Annotated in this window: 18 protein-coding genes and 2 pseudogenes; 4 read left to right on the top strand and 16 right to left on the bottom strand. The window is 45.6% G+C overall.

Translation table 11 applies throughout. The features are described from left to right. Positions 1–139 precede the first annotated feature (139 nt). Positions 140–1,261, bottom strand: a complete 1,122-nt coding sequence (locus KKH3_RS00935; RefSeq protein WP_039354917.1) for a ribosomal protein uL16 3-hydroxylase — start codon at positions 1,259–1,261, stop codon at positions 140–142. 90 nt (positions 1,262–1,351) lie between these two features. Next, a complete protein-coding gene (locus KKH3_RS00930; protein WP_400466400.1) occupies positions 1,352–1,801 on the bottom strand; it encodes a GNAT family N-acetyltransferase in 450 nt (149 codons plus the stop codon). A gap of 192 nt (positions 1,802–1,993) precedes the next feature. Here KKH3_RS00930 and KKH3_RS22380 point away from each other — a divergent pair. Beyond that, positions 1,994–2,176: pseudogene (locus tag KKH3_RS22380) on the top strand (helicase RepA family protein); the annotation flags it as partial. 276 nt (positions 2,177–2,452) lie between these two features. On the opposite strand, the gene KKH3_RS00925 reads toward KKH3_RS22380, so the two are convergent. The 14 genes and pseudogenes from KKH3_RS00925 to KKH3_RS00860 all read right to left on the bottom strand — a co-directional run bounded on the left by KKH3_RS00925 (position 2,453) and on the right by KKH3_RS00860 (position 13,405). Then, positions 2,453–3,787 (bottom strand): type II toxin-antitoxin system HipA family toxin, encoded by a 1,335-nt coding sequence (locus KKH3_RS00925; RefSeq protein ID WP_039354912.1) that lies wholly within the window; start codon positions 3,785–3,787, stop codon positions 2,453–2,455. Between the two features lie 4 nt (positions 3,788–3,791). Beyond that, positions 3,792–4,097 carry a helix-turn-helix transcriptional regulator gene (locus KKH3_RS00920; protein ID WP_015848020.1) on the bottom strand — a complete coding sequence of 102 codons (306 nt, stop codon included), beginning with the start codon at positions 4,095–4,097 and terminating at the stop codon, positions 3,792–3,794. 505 nt (positions 4,098–4,602) lie between these two features. Further along, positions 4,603–5,466: pseudogene (locus KKH3_RS00915) on the bottom strand (tyrosine-type recombinase/integrase); the annotation flags it as partial. Positions 5,467–5,855: 389 nt separating this feature from the next. Beyond that, entirely contained in the window at positions 5,856–6,803 is a 948-nt protein-coding gene (locus tag KKH3_RS00910) for a nucleotidyl transferase AbiEii/AbiGii toxin family protein (protein ID WP_039354906.1), read from the bottom strand. Continuing rightward, positions 6,796–7,191 carry a DUF6088 family protein gene (locus tag KKH3_RS00905; RefSeq protein ID WP_039354903.1) on the bottom strand — a complete coding sequence of 132 codons (396 nt, stop codon included), beginning with the start codon at positions 7,189–7,191 and terminating at the stop codon, positions 6,796–6,798. The genes KKH3_RS00910 and KKH3_RS00905 overlap by 8 nt, the downstream gene beginning before the upstream one ends. 172 nt (positions 7,192–7,363) lie before the next feature. After that, positions 7,364–7,606: a CopG family ribbon-helix-helix protein gene (locus KKH3_RS00900; RefSeq protein ID WP_039354900.1), complete on the bottom strand. Its 243-nt coding sequence runs from the start codon at positions 7,604–7,606 to the stop codon at positions 7,364–7,366. A 109-nt stretch (positions 7,607–7,715) separates the two neighbouring features. After that, complete coding sequence (locus KKH3_RS00895) at positions 7,716–8,549, bottom strand: DUF4942 domain-containing protein (RefSeq protein WP_039354897.1); 834 nt, start codon at positions 8,547–8,549, stop codon at positions 7,716–7,718. A 117-nt stretch (positions 8,550–8,666) separates the two neighbouring features. Further along, complete coding sequence (locus KKH3_RS00890; RefSeq protein ID WP_039354894.1) at positions 8,667–8,987, bottom strand: TA system toxin CbtA family protein; 321 nt, start codon at positions 8,985–8,987, stop codon at positions 8,667–8,669. 69 nt (positions 8,988–9,056) lie between these two features. Further along, positions 9,057–9,392 carry a type IV toxin-antitoxin system YeeU family antitoxin gene (locus KKH3_RS00885; protein WP_039354891.1) on the bottom strand — a complete coding sequence of 112 codons (336 nt, stop codon included), beginning with the start codon at positions 9,390–9,392 and terminating at the stop codon, positions 9,057–9,059. 39 nt (positions 9,393–9,431) lie between these two features. Then, positions 9,432–9,905 (bottom strand): RadC family protein, encoded by a 474-nt coding sequence (gene radC, locus KKH3_RS00880; protein ID WP_039354888.1) that lies wholly within the window; start codon positions 9,903–9,905, stop codon positions 9,432–9,434. A 206-nt stretch (positions 9,906–10,111) separates the two neighbouring features. Further along, positions 10,112–10,717: a hypothetical protein gene (locus tag KKH3_RS00875; RefSeq protein WP_039354885.1), complete on the bottom strand. Its 606-nt coding sequence runs from the start codon at positions 10,715–10,717 to the stop codon at positions 10,112–10,114. Positions 10,718–10,745: 28 nt separating this feature from the next. Further along, positions 10,746–11,300 carry a hypothetical protein gene (locus KKH3_RS00870; RefSeq protein ID WP_039354882.1) on the bottom strand — a complete coding sequence of 185 codons (555 nt, stop codon included), beginning with the start codon at positions 11,298–11,300 and terminating at the stop codon, positions 10,746–10,748. Positions 11,301–11,598: 298 nt separating this feature from the next. After that, positions 11,599–12,474, bottom strand: coding sequence for a GTPase family protein (locus tag KKH3_RS00865; RefSeq protein WP_080756512.1), 876 nt, complete (start codon positions 12,472–12,474; stop codon positions 11,599–11,601). A gap of 355 nt (positions 12,475–12,829) precedes the next feature. Then, positions 12,830–13,405 (bottom strand): hypothetical protein, encoded by a 576-nt coding sequence (locus KKH3_RS00860; RefSeq protein WP_077022184.1) that lies wholly within the window; start codon positions 13,403–13,405, stop codon positions 12,830–12,832. 738 nt (positions 13,406–14,143) lie between these two features. Between KKH3_RS00860 and KKH3_RS00855 the strand changes: the two genes are divergently transcribed. The 3 genes from KKH3_RS00855 to KKH3_RS00845 all read left to right on the top strand — a co-directional run bounded on the left by KKH3_RS00855 (position 14,144) and on the right by KKH3_RS00845 (position 16,182). Then, positions 14,144–14,743 carry an inovirus Gp2 family protein gene (locus KKH3_RS00855; protein ID WP_039354878.1) on the top strand — a complete coding sequence of 200 codons (600 nt, stop codon included), beginning with the start codon at positions 14,144–14,146 and terminating at the stop codon, positions 14,741–14,743. A 182-nt stretch (positions 14,744–14,925) separates the two neighbouring features. Then, positions 14,926–15,138, top strand: a complete 213-nt coding sequence (locus KKH3_RS00850) for a helix-turn-helix transcriptional regulator (RefSeq protein WP_039354876.1) — start codon at positions 14,926–14,928, stop codon at positions 15,136–15,138. Positions 15,139–15,309: 171 nt separating this feature from the next. Next, positions 15,310–16,182: a phosphorothioated DNA-binding restriction endonuclease gene (locus tag KKH3_RS00845; RefSeq protein WP_039354873.1), complete on the top strand. Its 873-nt coding sequence runs from the start codon at positions 15,310–15,312 to the stop codon at positions 16,180–16,182. The last annotated feature ends 113 nt before the right edge of the window (positions 16,183–16,295 follow it).

Genomic DNA, 16,295 nt, shown 5'->3' with positions numbered 1-16,295 from the left:
ACTGACATCAGGATGGTAGACGAATGTTAACAGGACGAACCTATACGCTTTTGATACAGCGAACCATTCGAATGATAGTGTGCGGCTCCCGAAGCGCGTCATACAATATGTATTCGGAAGCCGCTAAAGAGGAGGGAGTTTATTCGTCGAAGAACCAGTAGCCCTGATTAACCAGTGCGGTTAATTCAGTCACAAAGGCTGGATTTTTCAGCGCCGCCCCCAGCTCTTTTTTACCGAGAACGGTATAACGACAGAGCGCATCCGCCGCTTTCGGATCGACCGTGTCCAGGCGTTCGCTGTTGATGAAGTAGCTACCGCCGACTTCAAGAACGCGCAGTCCACTCAGACGCGTCAACACACTGCCATCCATCAATGCCCACACAATCTCATCCTGCTTATAAGGCGGTTCCGCCGGCGCGATATCCAGCTCGTGACGCGGCGTCGTGACAAAGCGGCCGAACCACGCTTTAAGCGCTTCCGGCTGATTAATCACGTCGATCATCATCTCGCGCAGACGCTCAAACTCATACTCCTCAACCCGCCCCGGATGCTCCCGACAGGTCAAATCAGGGTCGCTATAGTGCTCACCGCCGAGATCGTTCTCCAGCACGTAGTCAGCAAAGCTGCTGATTAAGTCTCTGCCGTTCGGCCCGCGGAACCCCACGGAGTAATTGAGCGCGGTTTTATGCGTGAAACCATCGTGCGGGAAGCCTGGCGGAATATAGAGAATGTCGCCCGGTTCAAGATCTTCATCAATGATTGGCGGGAAAGGATCGACATGCAGCAGCGCGGGATGCGGGCAGAACTGGCGCATCGGCAGCTTGTCACCCACACGCCAACGACGGCTGCCCATCCCCTGAATGATGAAGACATCGTACTGATCGATATGCGGCCCCACGCCGCCGCCCGGTACGGAAAAGGAGATCATCAAGTCATCTAAACGCCAGTCCGGCAACACGCGGAACGGACTCACGAGTTCAGCAGACGGTGCATGCCAGTGATTCACCGCCTGAGCCAGCAGCGACCAACCGGTTTCACCCAAATTATCAAAATGCTCAAACGGCCCGTTGCTAGCCTGCCACTGACCATTTTTATGGCTGACCAAACGGCTATCGACCTCCGCCTCCATCGCCAGCCCCGCCAGCTCATCCGGTGTAATCGGATCGACGAAATTCGGAAAAGCGTTCTTCAATACAACAGGTTGTTTTTGCCAGTATTTTTCTAAGAATTCGGGCCAGTTAAGATTAAGTTGATAAGCCATACATTCACACCAGTGAGAAGACAAACGGGTCTGATTATAAAGAGTGTGATGCCTTATCTACTTTGTCATTGGTCAATGGGCAGATAACTATCATGCAGACTGCATATGTTTCTTTATTAGATAGTGCCTTAACATGCCTTCTTCGGGAAAATCAGGTAAAGACATTTGTAGCTGATAACCCTGTTTTTCATAGAAGGGAAGTGCTTGAAAACTAAACGTATCGACTAGCGCATGACGGCACCCAAGACGCATCGCCTCCTGTTCCGCTTCCTTCACCAACGCACTGCCGAGCTTCAGGCCTCTGGATTCCTCACCCACCCATAAATAATCAATACACAGCCATAATCCTTTACGCGTGGCAATCAATCCCCCGGTCATGATTCCGGCACTATTGCGATGAAAAATACCGATTTGCCCAAAAGAAGCCGGATTAATAAACTGAGCGTTGTAGCTCCGGAGACCCGCAAAAAGTTCGTCCCGATCGCTATCGGTAATGTCGTGTGTCACGATTAACTCCACCTGTTCTCCCTCCGTTCCCATTTATTAAAAGCTCACGAGCTGTATGAATAGCGTGCAGCAGAAAATGTGGTTTCAGGGATTTCCGAGTTTCTACACGTTGCCCAAATCACGCACTGCGTTTCAGCATAAGCACAATCCGCATTTCGGTATATGATTCTTTTTCATGACGATTGTGATTATCTGTGTGGTTAAGGGGAGGTTGGGTTATTAGTTTCTGGCACGGCCAACGGCGAAGGTTGCCCCGTTCATTAGTACGAGACGATATGCGGACATATCGGCTTTGACGTGAACAAGAAGTTCACCCGCGGGCTGGACAAGCTGGAAAAGGATGGCCTGATCGCCTTTGATGGGGAAAGTGTCACGCCGCTATCGCAACGGAATAAGGTGTGGGATTAAACGGGGGAAAGTGGGGGCGAACGGATAATGCGTCATCCTATCCGGCATTTTCCCCCACTTCCCACGCATATATAGGCGCAAAGTGAGGGGAATAACTTAACTTACTAATAAATAATCATTTTAAAAAAAGTCATAAAAATTAGGTGGGGGAAGCCGTGATCCCTGAGTAAGTGGGGGAAAGGTGGGGGATGTTTATGATCGCTTTCCCTAGCCACTCACCGTTCTATGGCTACCCCTGCCTGAAAGGTGAATTGCTTCAAGACGTTCTTCAATATCCTATTTACGGTGCAATTCTTGTAACCGACCACACTGTTGTCGCATACCGTCAAAAACACATTCCGCAAGCTCTGGTGAGAATGACTCAGGCAGCAACGAAGATACACGTTCAATAACCTCAGGTGTCCTGAAGATAATATCATCCATCATGGCTTCAACCTGTCGTCTACCCAGACCAGTTAATTCACCATGATTGACCCAATGCCGCCGTTGAATTCTGTACAGATGGTAATAATTACTACTACCCCGAACAGCCATTGCCAGCTTGCTCTTCTGCCAGGAAATCTGGTTATTACGCGGACCAATGACCGGCCATGCCGATAAAACATCATAAAGAGGCGTAAGGTGATAGCGACCTTGTGGCTCAATAGCGATACTGAAATTTTTGGCGTGCCCATCAGTAGCCGCTATCAGCCAGAAAATAATTTGCGCCCTGAAAAACTGCGCTTTGTCCTGCTCTGCCTGCTCTGAATGACTCAGTATGGTCATAATATCGGAAATCCCCGGCCCACCATCAGACTGGTATTTTCGTAGCGGGGAAACACCCAGAGCCTGACACATATCCTCTTGTGGCAAGCGAATGATCCATTGCTGATCGCTTGACCATCTTCTGTCAAAACGCTCAACAACCAATACTTTCTGATCTTCAAACTGCGCAATCTGTGTTTTTGCAACAGGAATTCCATATTCCTTAAGGATCAAAGAACACAGCCATTCATTTTCAACCGACGTACTCATATCCGCTTGCATATTACCCACTAGCCCGAGTGGTAACTTGAAAATATGCGTCGTAGGGGTACTCCCTTCTGGCAAACACCATTGCCTTTCATGCCAGAGTAAAGCCGTTTTTTCCTGCGCACCGGCAATCGATAAACGTAAATCGTCAGTATCATCCTGCCGACCTGGCAACAATGCCGCTGTTGTATTACGCAATATAGCGGCAATCTCTGCGTCACAAAGCGGGCGATACTTTACGGAAAAGAGATCTGTAGGCTCCTCATTACCATTCAGCAACTGTATCGCACCAACACAGTCTCTCCCCAGCTCAGCCAACAGATCAAAAGGCTCAAGGCTATCAGCGTGGTAACGCGTCGCTAAACGCCTGCGTATACCTTCGCTGTCAGGCAATAAATTATCAAAATAGTCGCGTACCACATTGCCCCGCCAAATCTGATTACCGGGGGTGAAAAGCAAAGAAAGCGATAAAGGTCTTCCTTGTTCATCAGCGATCCATTCGGGAAGATATTGCAACCTATCTTCGCCTCGGCTCTTTTCCCAGAATCCCACTTGAATTCCATTCATCCATATTGCTAAACGCTGTTGTATTCGAGGCATAGTGTCACCATTTTTCCCGTCTGGCGGGTGAGTCTATTGGCTTTTCTGGCTCTTCCATTGTTGAGGACGACATCGAGAAATGTACTCTTGGTCCAGAAGACAGCACTACCTCAACCCCCAGAACGGTGAGCACTTTAAACAAGCGCTCAATACTGGCACTTCCGGGGTTTGCTTCCAAACGGGCATAGGTTTGTTGTGTTACACCTAACCTTTCAGACACGTCTTTTTGCGTCAGTCCTTTAGCTTTGCGAAAGCCAATCAGCAATGGGCGCAACTGATTCAAGGTTTTCAACGGATAGACTGTATTCATAAGGCACTTACCCTTATTTTAGATACTTATACATACTATAGGCTGTTTTTACATAATACACCCTATAAGCTGTAAAAACAAAATACATCAAATAGGCTGTAAAATAACAAAACAGCTTATATGCTGTAAAAAGGTAAATTTATAATGGTGGAAAACGATCTAGTGGAAATGATACTTGGGTAGTATGAGTAACTGGGAAATCATCTACATAAGAACAATGAGCGCCAGCCCCTCCCAAAAAAGGGGCTGGTGCGGAGCTTAATGCATAGGCTTTAGATACAGGATACGTCCCGTATTTCTATCGATTATGCTTTCTTCAGTCTGGTGATAAATGCTTGCATATCAGAGTGATTCACAACACGCCCTGCATCAACATCAGCAAGTCCCTGTAAGACTCTCTGATGACGCTGTTCTGCTTCTTCAATCAGAGAAGTAACGCTACCGTTGGTTTTTTCGTTTTTTTCATCGCTAATGCCCTAATGAATCAAGTATTTTTAAACTCATACGGCACCAGATGTTCAGAGCGCATCTTTGCGCCGCGCTGCGAGTGCTTCACGCCGGGAATGGCTTCACGTTCAGCCGGTATCGTCCACATGGCACGTTTAAAATCGATTTCCGGCCAGCGTGCGAAACGTAGCTCGCTGGAACGGATAAAAACGCACAGCGTGAGTTTTAACGCCAGTCTGGTTAACGCCCGTCCTTTGTGGCGTTCAATCCGTGCCAGAAAATCCGGCAGTTTATTCAGATTCAACGCTGGCCGATGGGTAGCTTTTGGTGCGGCTATCGCCCCGGAGAGGTCTTGCGCGGGGTTGCGCTCTATCAGATCGTTTTGCACCGCGTAGCGCATAATATCGGTGACGCGCTGGCGCAGCCGTGACGCCAAATCAAGATGGCCGTTTTGTTCGACGACTTTCAGCGGTTCGAGCAGGTCTTTAGTTTTCAGGTCGGCAATATGGCGATGCCCGATAGCAGGCAGTAGATTTCGTTCCATATCGCGCCATACCCGTCCGGCGTGCGTTTCTGACCATCTGTTTTGGCTAATGTTTCGATGCCAGTCCTGCGCGACCTTCGCAAAAGTATTCAACGCTTCTTGTGCCTGCTCTTTTTCTTCTTCGCGCTTTTCCGTTGGGTGGATGCCCTCCAACAACAGCAATCGTATCTCATCACGTTTCTCTCTGGCCTTTGCCAGCGAGACTAGCGGATAGGCACCGAACGCAATCCGACTTTCCTTACCTTCAAAGCGGTATTTGAGATACCAGCGCTTAGAGCCGTTAGGACTCACCAAAAGATACAGGCCATGCGCGTCCGCGAGTTTATAGGCTTTCTCGCGCGGCTTGGCAGTCCGGGCAACAACGTCGGTCAGCGCCATAATTTGGGGGTCAACTCATAATCGAAGTGAATTGACCCTTATCTTGACCCCCAAATCATCTGGATGTCAATGGACGAAAAAAGACCACTGTGGATAAAACAGACAAAAACGCAGAGATGGAAATTAAATTAAAATCGTTACTTTACAAATAGATATGGACGTTACTGGACGATTTTGGACATAAAAAAAGCCACCCTAAGGTGACTTAATTTTCATACTGTGGTGCGAAGGCCGGACTCGCACATTGAATATAACCTCATGATTTAATATTAATTTAAATAAAGACTAAAGACATTATACCAACACAGATACCAACGCTTGAAATTGTTAAATTTGGGACTCGAAGCCGCGCAGATATTTTAGAAGGGGAAGACTGGCATCTGACGATATCATTGCAGCACTTCTAACGCAGTTTGGCGAAAACAGGAATAGGCCTCTTCCCATGAAATCCGGGTTCCACCAAACACCATTGGAGTGACAAACTGCTGATAGCGGACTTCATAAACAGAATTGCTTCCCAACTCTTCCAGCCCCATTTTGAGTTCCTCAATAGGTGCTTCGCTGAACGCAGGATATTGGTTACCGTAACGTTCAATATCCTGCTTAATGCATTCCTGAACAAAGCGTTTCAAAACCGGAACATCAGCCCCTTTCTCTCTGACAATACAAAAATTGTCGTAAATATGACGTACCAGTGACTCATCCACTGCACGTTCCACATCACGCATGCTTGCAGCCGTTCTGCGCATCATCGAAATCAGCTTTTCAGCCTGCGTGCTGGCGATAGTTGCACAGGGAAAAGCACTCACTACTTCACCTTTCTTTGTTAAATCTATTACCAATGAGCTAATATCACGGTTACCCGCAGCCTCAAGCAAATCCGTTTCCATTAGTTCCAGTTTGATAAATGGCCTTAAGCAAGGGGCTTGTGCATATTCCTGCGGGTAACGCACCGGAATCTCATTATAGCGGTTTTCATCACGAGTAACCTTTGGGTACTCCTCATCCATGCTAAACATACCTGAAGCTACAATCGTTTCGGTGATGGTCTTAATAATATCTTTACGGATATTTTTACGTTGATTTCTGGAATATTGCAGGGAAAAACCGGCGACGGGGACAAGCTTAATGTCCACGTCTTCTGACATCCTGTTCAAAGATATCCCCGCTTTTGACAATGCCGTTCCACCGGCAAAAACCAGTTGATGCGTGTCAAATGCCAGAGGCTGAAGCAATCGCAATAACTCAACGATGTAATAATCTTTCTCTACAATTGCAACTGATTCAATGCCCAAAGCATCAGCAACATCTGGGAATAGCTTTATTAAATCATCCATTTAATTTGCTATTCCCTACTGACAACACGCGCTTAAAACGTGGAGGTGTTTTGATTTCCATTGACGCTGGAACTTGAGTTGACTTGCCGCTATTGTAAGCGCTTGCTGCATCAGCTAGTTGATAGTCCACTTTCAAGCGCTCCAGCGCTTCGATCACCACCGCAGCAGAACCACCGGGAGATGCGGGCATTAACCTACCCGTAATCACATTTTTCCGCGCTTTGGTATAGACACCATAACCTACTTTCAGCAGTAGGCCCTCTTTCACCAGTTCACGCAGCGCTCTGCCAACTTGATCGTAGCCAGCAAGATCTTTGAAGTCGTCACGAGTGAAAACATAACGCTTCGAGCGTTTCAGCCGCGACTGAATACGAGCTTTTGTAGTCATGCCATCCTCCTTTGAACATTTATTAAGCATAGCAAACATACGACAATTCTAATAGCAAAAATACGACATTTAACTTTGCCATTAACTCAAAAAAAATGAGCTTTACGTGTGTATCTCCGAATGGGGAATAACAAAAAAAACAATTTATAATTAATATATTAACCTCAAAAAATCATTTTGATTTATCAATACTATTAAGCATATCTGAATGTCTAACGACACGTCCTTCTTCAACATCAGCAAGTCCTTTCTGGATCGTCTGATGACGTTGTTCTCTGGCTTCAATCATTGCGGTCAGCGCTTCTTTTATCACCCAACTTTTGGATCTATCCAGTTCAATAGCCAGGCTTTCAACCGCAGCAGCAAGCTCGGCGGGTATCTGAGCACTGATCGTCTGTTTCGCTGGTTGTCCCATGAACGCCACCTTTTAATAAAAGTTAATAACACTTATTAAAATAGCATGATTTTGTTAGCGTCACTACCTATGACAAGTACCATATCAGCATCCCTGCTACGGCATGCGCTCACCTCGCCGCCAACATCCCCGGATAATGTTTGGCAATAATGTCGTTCATCTGCTCGATCAAGTCGGGGCGTTTAAAGGTCAGATACCCAGTGCCTTTCTGAAAGTAACGGACGCTAAAATACTCATCTTCGTATTCCTGCTGACGGGGATTATCACGGATATGGTCCATCAGATGGATGGTGAGATCGCCTCGGTTGTCAGGAATAGGTTTACCATCCAACAAGTACAGCATACGTTCCAGATCGGCCAGTTGATCGCGTCGCCAGCCCCAGTTCAGACCAAAGCCCCAACGGTTGTAGGTCACCAGATTGTTGATAATGATTCTCTTGCCGAAGTAACAAGGGTGATTGGTTTTGTAATCCCATGATAACCCTTTAAACACATTGATCACCCCACGCTCGAATACCTCCCGCTTGCTCTGATGAAGTTGTTCAAACGTGCTGAGAATATTGGTTTCGCTGATGGCCGGTAGCTCACCCTCTTCCAGATTCTTGTTCCACTGGCTGCGGGCTTCAGCATCCATCAGCGATAACATGCCAGATTTCAGCATCAGGTCGCGCCAGATATTGCGATCCAGCGTGCGGGTGATAGCTGGCATCGCTTTAGCAGGCGTTTCTGTCAGCCAGCAATCGTGGCGATACCCTTGCTTTAATGCCCAGTCTTCGGCGGTGCCGCCACCGATAGTAGCCGTTAGCGTTGAGATCGACTGTAGCTGACTAAGGAGTTGTTCTATCTGTTGCAGCGCGGTATCACGCCCGGTAACGATGCGTTCGATATTGGTCGAGCAAATCAGCTCGGTGTGTTCGGTTAAAACCTCGGGTTCAGTTTGCATAGTTTGTGATCCATACATAAAAGCAAATGCGCCAGCCGGTGAGGGCTGGCGCATTATGCATTGGGGAGAGAGATAAATAGGTTTGGTGTGGTATTACTGGAAAGAGGCTCGCAATCTTTATGCTTTGAGCAAGCCGGTAGCGCGTCTGGCACGGAGAACATCAACAGCAGTGAGAAATGGCGATTGCTCCTGCCAGTTAAAGCCGTTGCGGTCGATACGCACCAGTTCGTATTTTTCCACCAGAAAATTGACGGCATTGAGCAACGTGACGCCAGCATCGATATGATCCTGAATCACATTTTCCTCACAGAACGGCGTATCGTTCAGCGTGAGGCCGTAGTGCTTTTCCAGCAGGTAGGTCAGAAGCTGCTGCCAGACGGCTATAGGCGACGCACAGGGGTTATCCTCCCGTGGCGGGATTGCAGGTGATGTTTGCATGGGAATACTCTCTACAGGTTAACTCGATAAAATCAGGGAAATATTCAGAATGGGGAGAGAAGCAACGGGTTATTCTGCTGCCGCAGAAGAGGGATAAATAACAATATACACGTAGCCAACACTGCCCAGCGTATCGGCTTCACAGGTCCATTCGTTGCAATGCAGAATGATGCAGCCCTGCTGGCGGGGATTCAGTTCACCCGTGCGTAGCTTCTGTTCCAACAGCTTAATCAGCTCAGGGAAGCAACGTTCCAGACTTCGGGCTTCTGTTTTGCTGAACGTACCGACAACGCTGGCCCGGTCTGCCAGATAATGCAGACGGTTATCTTCCTGCACCAGTCTGGCTCCGAATCGCGGAGTGATGGTACATTTTAATCCCCATTCCGGGGTATCCGATGATGGCATAATGGTTTCCTTATAAAAGCGCGGTAGTAAATGCGGTCATCACAGCCAGCCGCGTTCAGCGAACGACACTACCTCAGCGCCGCCGACAACCAGATGATCGAGGACTCTGACGTCGAGTTGTGACAGTGATTCCTTCAGCTTGTCGGTGATATGGCGGTCAGCCTGACTGGGCTCGGCACAGCCGGAAGGATGATTGTGTGCCAGTATCACGGCAGCGGCATTATGACGTAGTGAGGCTTTGAGGATTTCACGCGGATGCACTTCGGTGCTGTTGATACCGCCCAGCGCGATAACTTCCTTTTCTATCAGGCGGTGTTGGTTATCCAGATACAGCACCATGAAGACTTCGCGCTCCAGGCTGCTGAGCTCTAGCAGTAACCAACTTTTGGTGTCCTCCGAGGTTTTGAACTGTCGCGCATTTTTACGCACGCGTTTTTCCAGCAGGCACAGCGCCATCTGGATAATGCGCTGCTCTCTGGACGCAACGCTGCCTGCCAATGAATTACATGACATGGTGATCCCTTGTAATTGAATAGAAAGAGAGGAAATGAATAGAAAAAGAACAGGTCAGAGTGGCCGCCCTATTCTTTTCAGTATTGATATCCCTTGGCGGACTCATCGCCACCTGTGGCTGTTATGGCGCAAGGGAAAGCACGTGAGTTGGCCCATCAGATACCCTATGGGCCAGTCATCTTCAGAGCAGATAAACAAACACACCGTTAGGGGGCAGTAAGCGCAGAAAGCGAACTGTATCCGCGTTTGATATCGCAGTGCCTTGCATTGGCATCAATCAGAGCTTGTCCCAGCTTTTTGGCAAGCAAGGTCGCAGGATACTGATAACTCCATCCCATCGGGTTATGATCAAAGGTGCCATCGTTATAATAGAAATGAAAAACAAATGAGCCTGTTCGATAATCCAGCATATTGGAAATCGCTTTTGCCAGATTAGCCGAATGCAGACTATCCATGAGTGTTTTAGCATGGTCAGCATTGTTATTCATTTGATGAATACCATCAGGATAATACTGCACGGTCATTCCTGTTGCGCCTTCGACATTGTCACCGTAAATACCTTTCAGGTAGTACCGGATATTTAGCTGATTGTCTTTGGCATAACACGTCAGAACGAATTTCTCCGTGTTGCGTCCCTTTTTACCGATAATGATAAAATCATCAACACCTGCCGCTATTTGGTTGTGTCTAACATCAACGGTGTCAACAATAGTATTCTTATAGCTAATTGGCTTGGGATCATAAGCAGCGGCATGCAACTGAGAACTCCATAGCGATATAGCCAATAGCGTGGTTATCATTATATTTTTCATATAAATAGTCCCTTATGATGCCCTGTTGTTATTTTTCATCTGCGAGCGTGACATAGATGGCGTTATCTGCTCGTATCTCAATCGTTAACGGTTGTTTAAAACCGGAATTCATCAATGCATAGGCCTGATAAAAGCGCCCTTTAACTTCTTCTTTTACATCAGTAACACGAATGCAATGCTCTTCAATTCCCTGACGTTTCATAATTTTTGTAACAACAGGGCAGGCACTTTGCGCCAGACGATCTGTCCCTGACTGACTTTTAAAATGGTTACCAATCAACACTGAGAGGACAGTACAAAGCAGCCATACCTGCAATAAACGCCACGGTTTTCCTTGCCTTTCATCACGCTGGCGTAGATAGACCATTGGCAATACAAACCACCAGACTGCCGGTGCCTCTTTTTCCTGTTTCATCAGTTGCAGACGATCCAGTAATACCCAAACCAGAGAGAAGACGGTATAGAGCGTTAGGGCTACTTGTTGTGGCAGAAAAATCACAGAAACACCCCAGATGACGGGAAGCCCGATAGCCATAGACCAGGCGTGACTATCATATTTGGAAAGCGGATACGGTTTAAACATAGTGAAGTGACCCTTTGAAAGTGAAAAAATGAATGAAATAGGAAAATAATCCTTATTAACCAGTTAATTAGATTGAGTGACAGAAGGAATAGCTTTAGCTGGCTGGTGAAAGATCGTATAGGGATAGCGAAAGGAGAGATAATCGTTAATTCAGATCGATACGTATGAATCGATCGTCATTATCTATCATAAAAACGATCAATACCAATCTATTGATTGTCAAAAGCTATTATAAATCAATGTTCGATCGTTAAAACAGATCATCACGAAAGTGATAACGCCACCAACAGAAAAGGAATTAAAAGAAGATATGCCAAAGTGATTTAGCCAGTGAAATCAGACGTTCTCTTACTGTTAGCAGAACTGTTGAAAAAGCCTGGGAAGTGAGTATGTTGCCGATTGTCTCATCAAATATGTCTCCAACCGCATCGGCAAAACGCTCACGAGCACTGCCAATCACTTTTTCTGTTCTATACACGGTTCCCAATCGGCCAACAACGGCACCACTGGCTCTGGCTGGTAATGCCATGATGAATGTTTCCACCCACTGGTGCAGGTTGTACCCTTCCGAAGCAGAGACAGCTACAACAGGGTGTACAGGTTTAAAGGTTGATTCCACTCGTTCTGTCTTGAGCATCAGATTTTTATACTGACGCTCAGAAGGGCGGTTATTCTTCCACTCGCGACAAGGTTCAATTTTGTCCGCCTGGCTGAGAACAAAAAGAAATCTGGCTGGATCAGCACCGGCCTGAAGGAGTTTTCTGTAACATTGGATATCCTCATTCCAGGCGCGTTCATCTGCTTTCAGTACCCAGATAATCAAATCCAACTTCTCAGCCCATTCCTGATAAAGACGAGAGTAGATCTTGTCGAGCCCTGGCGTTTCACCCACACCAGGAAAATCAATAAGGCTAAGGGTATGCGACTTGTAACTTACCTGATAGCGTTGAATACACCGGGTACACCCGTTGACGGCATCCACTCTGGCGGGAGGTGGACTGAAAAGCGTATTACACAGGCTGGATTTGCCAGCGCCACTTTTTCCCATCAAACCAATAACGGGAGCATAATGAATCGCCTTATCAAGCTGATAGCAAATACGGTTAGCGATACCATCGGGTAACGATGATAATACTGGTGTAAATAATACGTGTGTCTGAGATACCTGTTTCATTTTATATCCTGTAATAATCACATTGTCGAATATCACAGGAATAATGTATTTCTAAAAAATAATTCAACTGCAATTAGGATGATTTATAAGGTTCTCTGAATAATTCACGGCCTTTTAAATTAAATCTCTCCTGATTGAATGCAGTCGTGACACCTCTAACAACATTTCCGCTTGGAAATACACCTCCTTGATTTTCTTTATTGTTTACTATTTCCTGCCAAGTGTGAGGATTTCTTAATACAGGGATGAAAAAACCACCTTTATCTTTACCGAATATCTTCCTATCATCAATTGGGACAACTCCAGCATATTTATTAGAAATGGTTCTTTGCCAATGTCTGCTGATGAGATCGGTCTATCTCAAATAACGAACATTGAAAAAATCATAATATCCATCATATTTTCTCCATAAGTTTTCAGTAATAACTATTGGTTGGTAATTCACATTATATATTATATTCAACAAATTCCCTTCGCGTATAAAAACTCGCCCTTCAAGCTCGGTTTTTAGTAAAAGAACAAAATGATCAACGCTCGGAAATGGCATATTTCCATTAACTACATCATAATTAAAATCATTATATACATCTGTATCTATATTGCTATTTAACTCGTTATTATAGTATTTCTCGTTTTCTTTTATAGAAGTAAAAGGGATAATATTAATATTGCACTGGCTCGATAAAACCAAGTGCCGTTCTTGAACCCTATAGGGTTCGTAAATCATTACCCTAGGTTTTATTATCGTTTTTTCCTGATTGCGTTCCATCTCCTGCCTGATTAATCCTTCGAGATATCCCGACTTTGTCACCCCCTGTTCGGCTGCTGCATTTGTCACCCAGTCATAGGTTGTCGTATTGGAAAAGTAGGTTGTAACTTTATGCTTGCTTGCCATGTTCGATTGACCTTTAACCGCTGGATACTTCGTCATGGTAAGTCACTTTATTGCATCTATCAAACAAAAAGTAGGTCACTAAAAAGTGACTCACTTTCAAACAAAACAAACATATACAATAATTTATAAATTTTTATGCCGTGGAAGGCTGATGATAAAAGATACCCAAGGAAAATCACCTTTTCCCCACAGATCCTTTCTCAGTAAGCGGTTCCGTAAAAAATTACGCCACAGACCATCAGTTGTAATCACAGAAATGCTGCTCTCACTAATGCTTCAGACGAAAAAATAGCTTTATGGCTAGGCAAAAAAACGATCATTCACAACATCTGGAACCCGATGCACAAAACCATGACTGGCAAAGAGATGTGCCCCTTTTATGGGAGAGCAAGAAGAGATAACTCCAGAGTAAAAATTCGCCGTCAAAAGACAAAAATCGGGTACAGAAGCCAGGTAACACCGCGCTTCTTCGATTTTGAGAATCAGGAAAGTCTATCGGATTGGATAATATCTATTAAAGAAAGGGTTAATACACATAACACTATGATGATAAGCATTAGATCCTATTTCAATCATCATTAATGACAAGTAAGACATCGTGCATGCATATCTTATGCTGGTACTTGAATCATATGGGAGGATAACCTTGGAATCAGGGTGTACAGCAGTCATTGGTAACAGGACAACGAGTGTTGACCATTACCACTAACCACGAGATTTTATTTTTAAAAGGGATGTGTATTGTCTGAAATCAACCTCGACTAAAGCAATATCATGAAAAAACCTTCCCTTGGAAAATATAATTATTACTATCTATGTAAATTCAGAAGTACATTAATGAATGCGATGAGAACTCATCCCAGAACGTTGGCTGTTCGCGTCGATCTGCATTTCCCTGATGATTACTGTGCAGAAGGTAATAGGGCGATTGGTTCCTTTACCCCCGCCTTAAAATCTCGTCTCAGAGCCCGGTATAGACGACAGGTAAAGAAGAATCCCGGTAAGCAAACTCATCAGTCAGATATGCACTACATCTGGGTCCGGGAACATAACCAATGTGGTACGAAATTTCATTATCATGTACTGCTCATGTTCAATAAAGATGTGTTCTATACGCTCGGTGATTACACACAAAGAGGCAATTTGGCGGATATGATCATTCAGGCATGGTGCGGCGCATTGAATCTGGATGCAGAGAAACACCGCACACTTGTCACATTCCCAGAAAGCCCTTGCTATTACCTGTATTGGGGGAGTTTGAACAAGAGCACAGACTTTAGCGCTATATGGAGCCGTATCGAGTATATGGCGAAAAATCGGGACAAACAGTACAGCAGGAAAGTACGCACAATGGGTTGCACAGCCTACTGCTAGCGATTCATAGAAACAATCCGCACCTTAATTATCACACTGGCTATCAACGAAAACGTAGCCAATGGGTTAGCACACCTGATATTTAGTTTTTTACGCAGCCTTCCATCCACTGAGGAGGGCTGCATTTTACATCAATAATCAGCCATTCCTCCTTTAACTTACTGACTTAAAGGAGATTTGCCATGAGTAACACTACACCCCTGTTGAACGATCAATTTGTCGACATGGCGTTTATCACGAAATTTACACAGCTTACTGATAAGTGGTTTTACAAACTGATTCAGGAAGGTGCATTCCCAAAACCGATTAAGCTCGGACGTAGCTCACGCTGGCTGAAAAGCGAAGTAGAAGCTTGGGTGCAGCAGCGTATTGATGTTTCACGTCAACCGTCATAAGACAATGGTGACTGAATAGCGCTGATAACAGCTCCGATATTCATGGTGTGATAATCCCAATCGAACTTAAGAAATCCGTATCAATCGAATAGAACCATCCGCTATACCTCTTGAAACCTACTGATTTTGCGAGCATTATCGCGATATATCCCTTTTCATTCCGTGTTGCGTATGCCATCTGTTCAGGAACTTCAAACTGCAATTTCCAATATGTCTATATGGCGTAAAGGTGATCAACGTGCGCCTCATAAGCCATTGTTGCTGCTTTATGTCCTATCGGCCTATCAGCAAGGACACCCGCGCTTGTTTCACTATGGCGACGAAATCCGCCCTTCTCTATTGGCACTTTTGAACAGCTTTGGGCCGCAGCGGCGCGCTCATTACCCTGAAATGCCATTCTGGCGACTGAAGGGCGATGGTTTTTGGCAGTTGCAGAATGACGAGCATTGTTCACCACAGAAAGGGAGTAAAGAGCCACCAAATCGTGAGCTGATTCAACACGATGTCATGGGAGGATTTGATGACGCCAGCTATCAGCTATTATGCAAGCAGCCGCAACTTATCGATAAACTGGCTCAACAAATTTTAAGCGAGCATTTTCCTGAAAGTGTTCAGGAAGTCATTGCCAACCGTCTGGACCTGTCGCTAGATGATGTACGCAAGTCTCGCGATCCTCACTTCCGTCAAACGGTACTACGTGCATATCAATATCGCTGTGCAGTCTGTGGCTATGATTTACGCCACGATACAACGCCTGTCGGCCTCGAAGCGGCACACATCAAATGGAAGCAATACGGTGGCCCTTGCACCGTGACCAATGGGCTTGCCTTATGCTCGGTGCATCATTCTGCATTTGATATTGGCGTTATCGGTATTGATAACGGCATGAAATTGATGGTTTCAGAAGACGTGAATGGCAGCAAGATCGTCGAAAGGCTGTTCTGGGATTTTGAGGGAAAGCCGCTGTTTCTGCCTAAAAAACGGGAGTATTACCCGCTTGAGCAGTTTGTGGAATGGCATCGGCGGCAGGTTTTTAGAGTGTGAAATCTTTAACACATTGTATAATAAGTAGTTTTCATAACTGTACATATTACAAACTAATACTGCCGAGAAAGCACCCAAGCTTGCCAAGCCACTGCAATAACCGATTGTTGTCA

It is taken from the genome of Pectobacterium actinidiae (assembly GCF_000803315.1).
GTDB classification, from domain to species: Bacteria; Pseudomonadota; Gammaproteobacteria; order Enterobacterales; family Enterobacteriaceae; genus Pectobacterium; species Pectobacterium actinidiae.
Note: the sequence above shows the minus strand (reverse complement) of the source record. Positions and strands in the feature narration are given on the sequence as shown.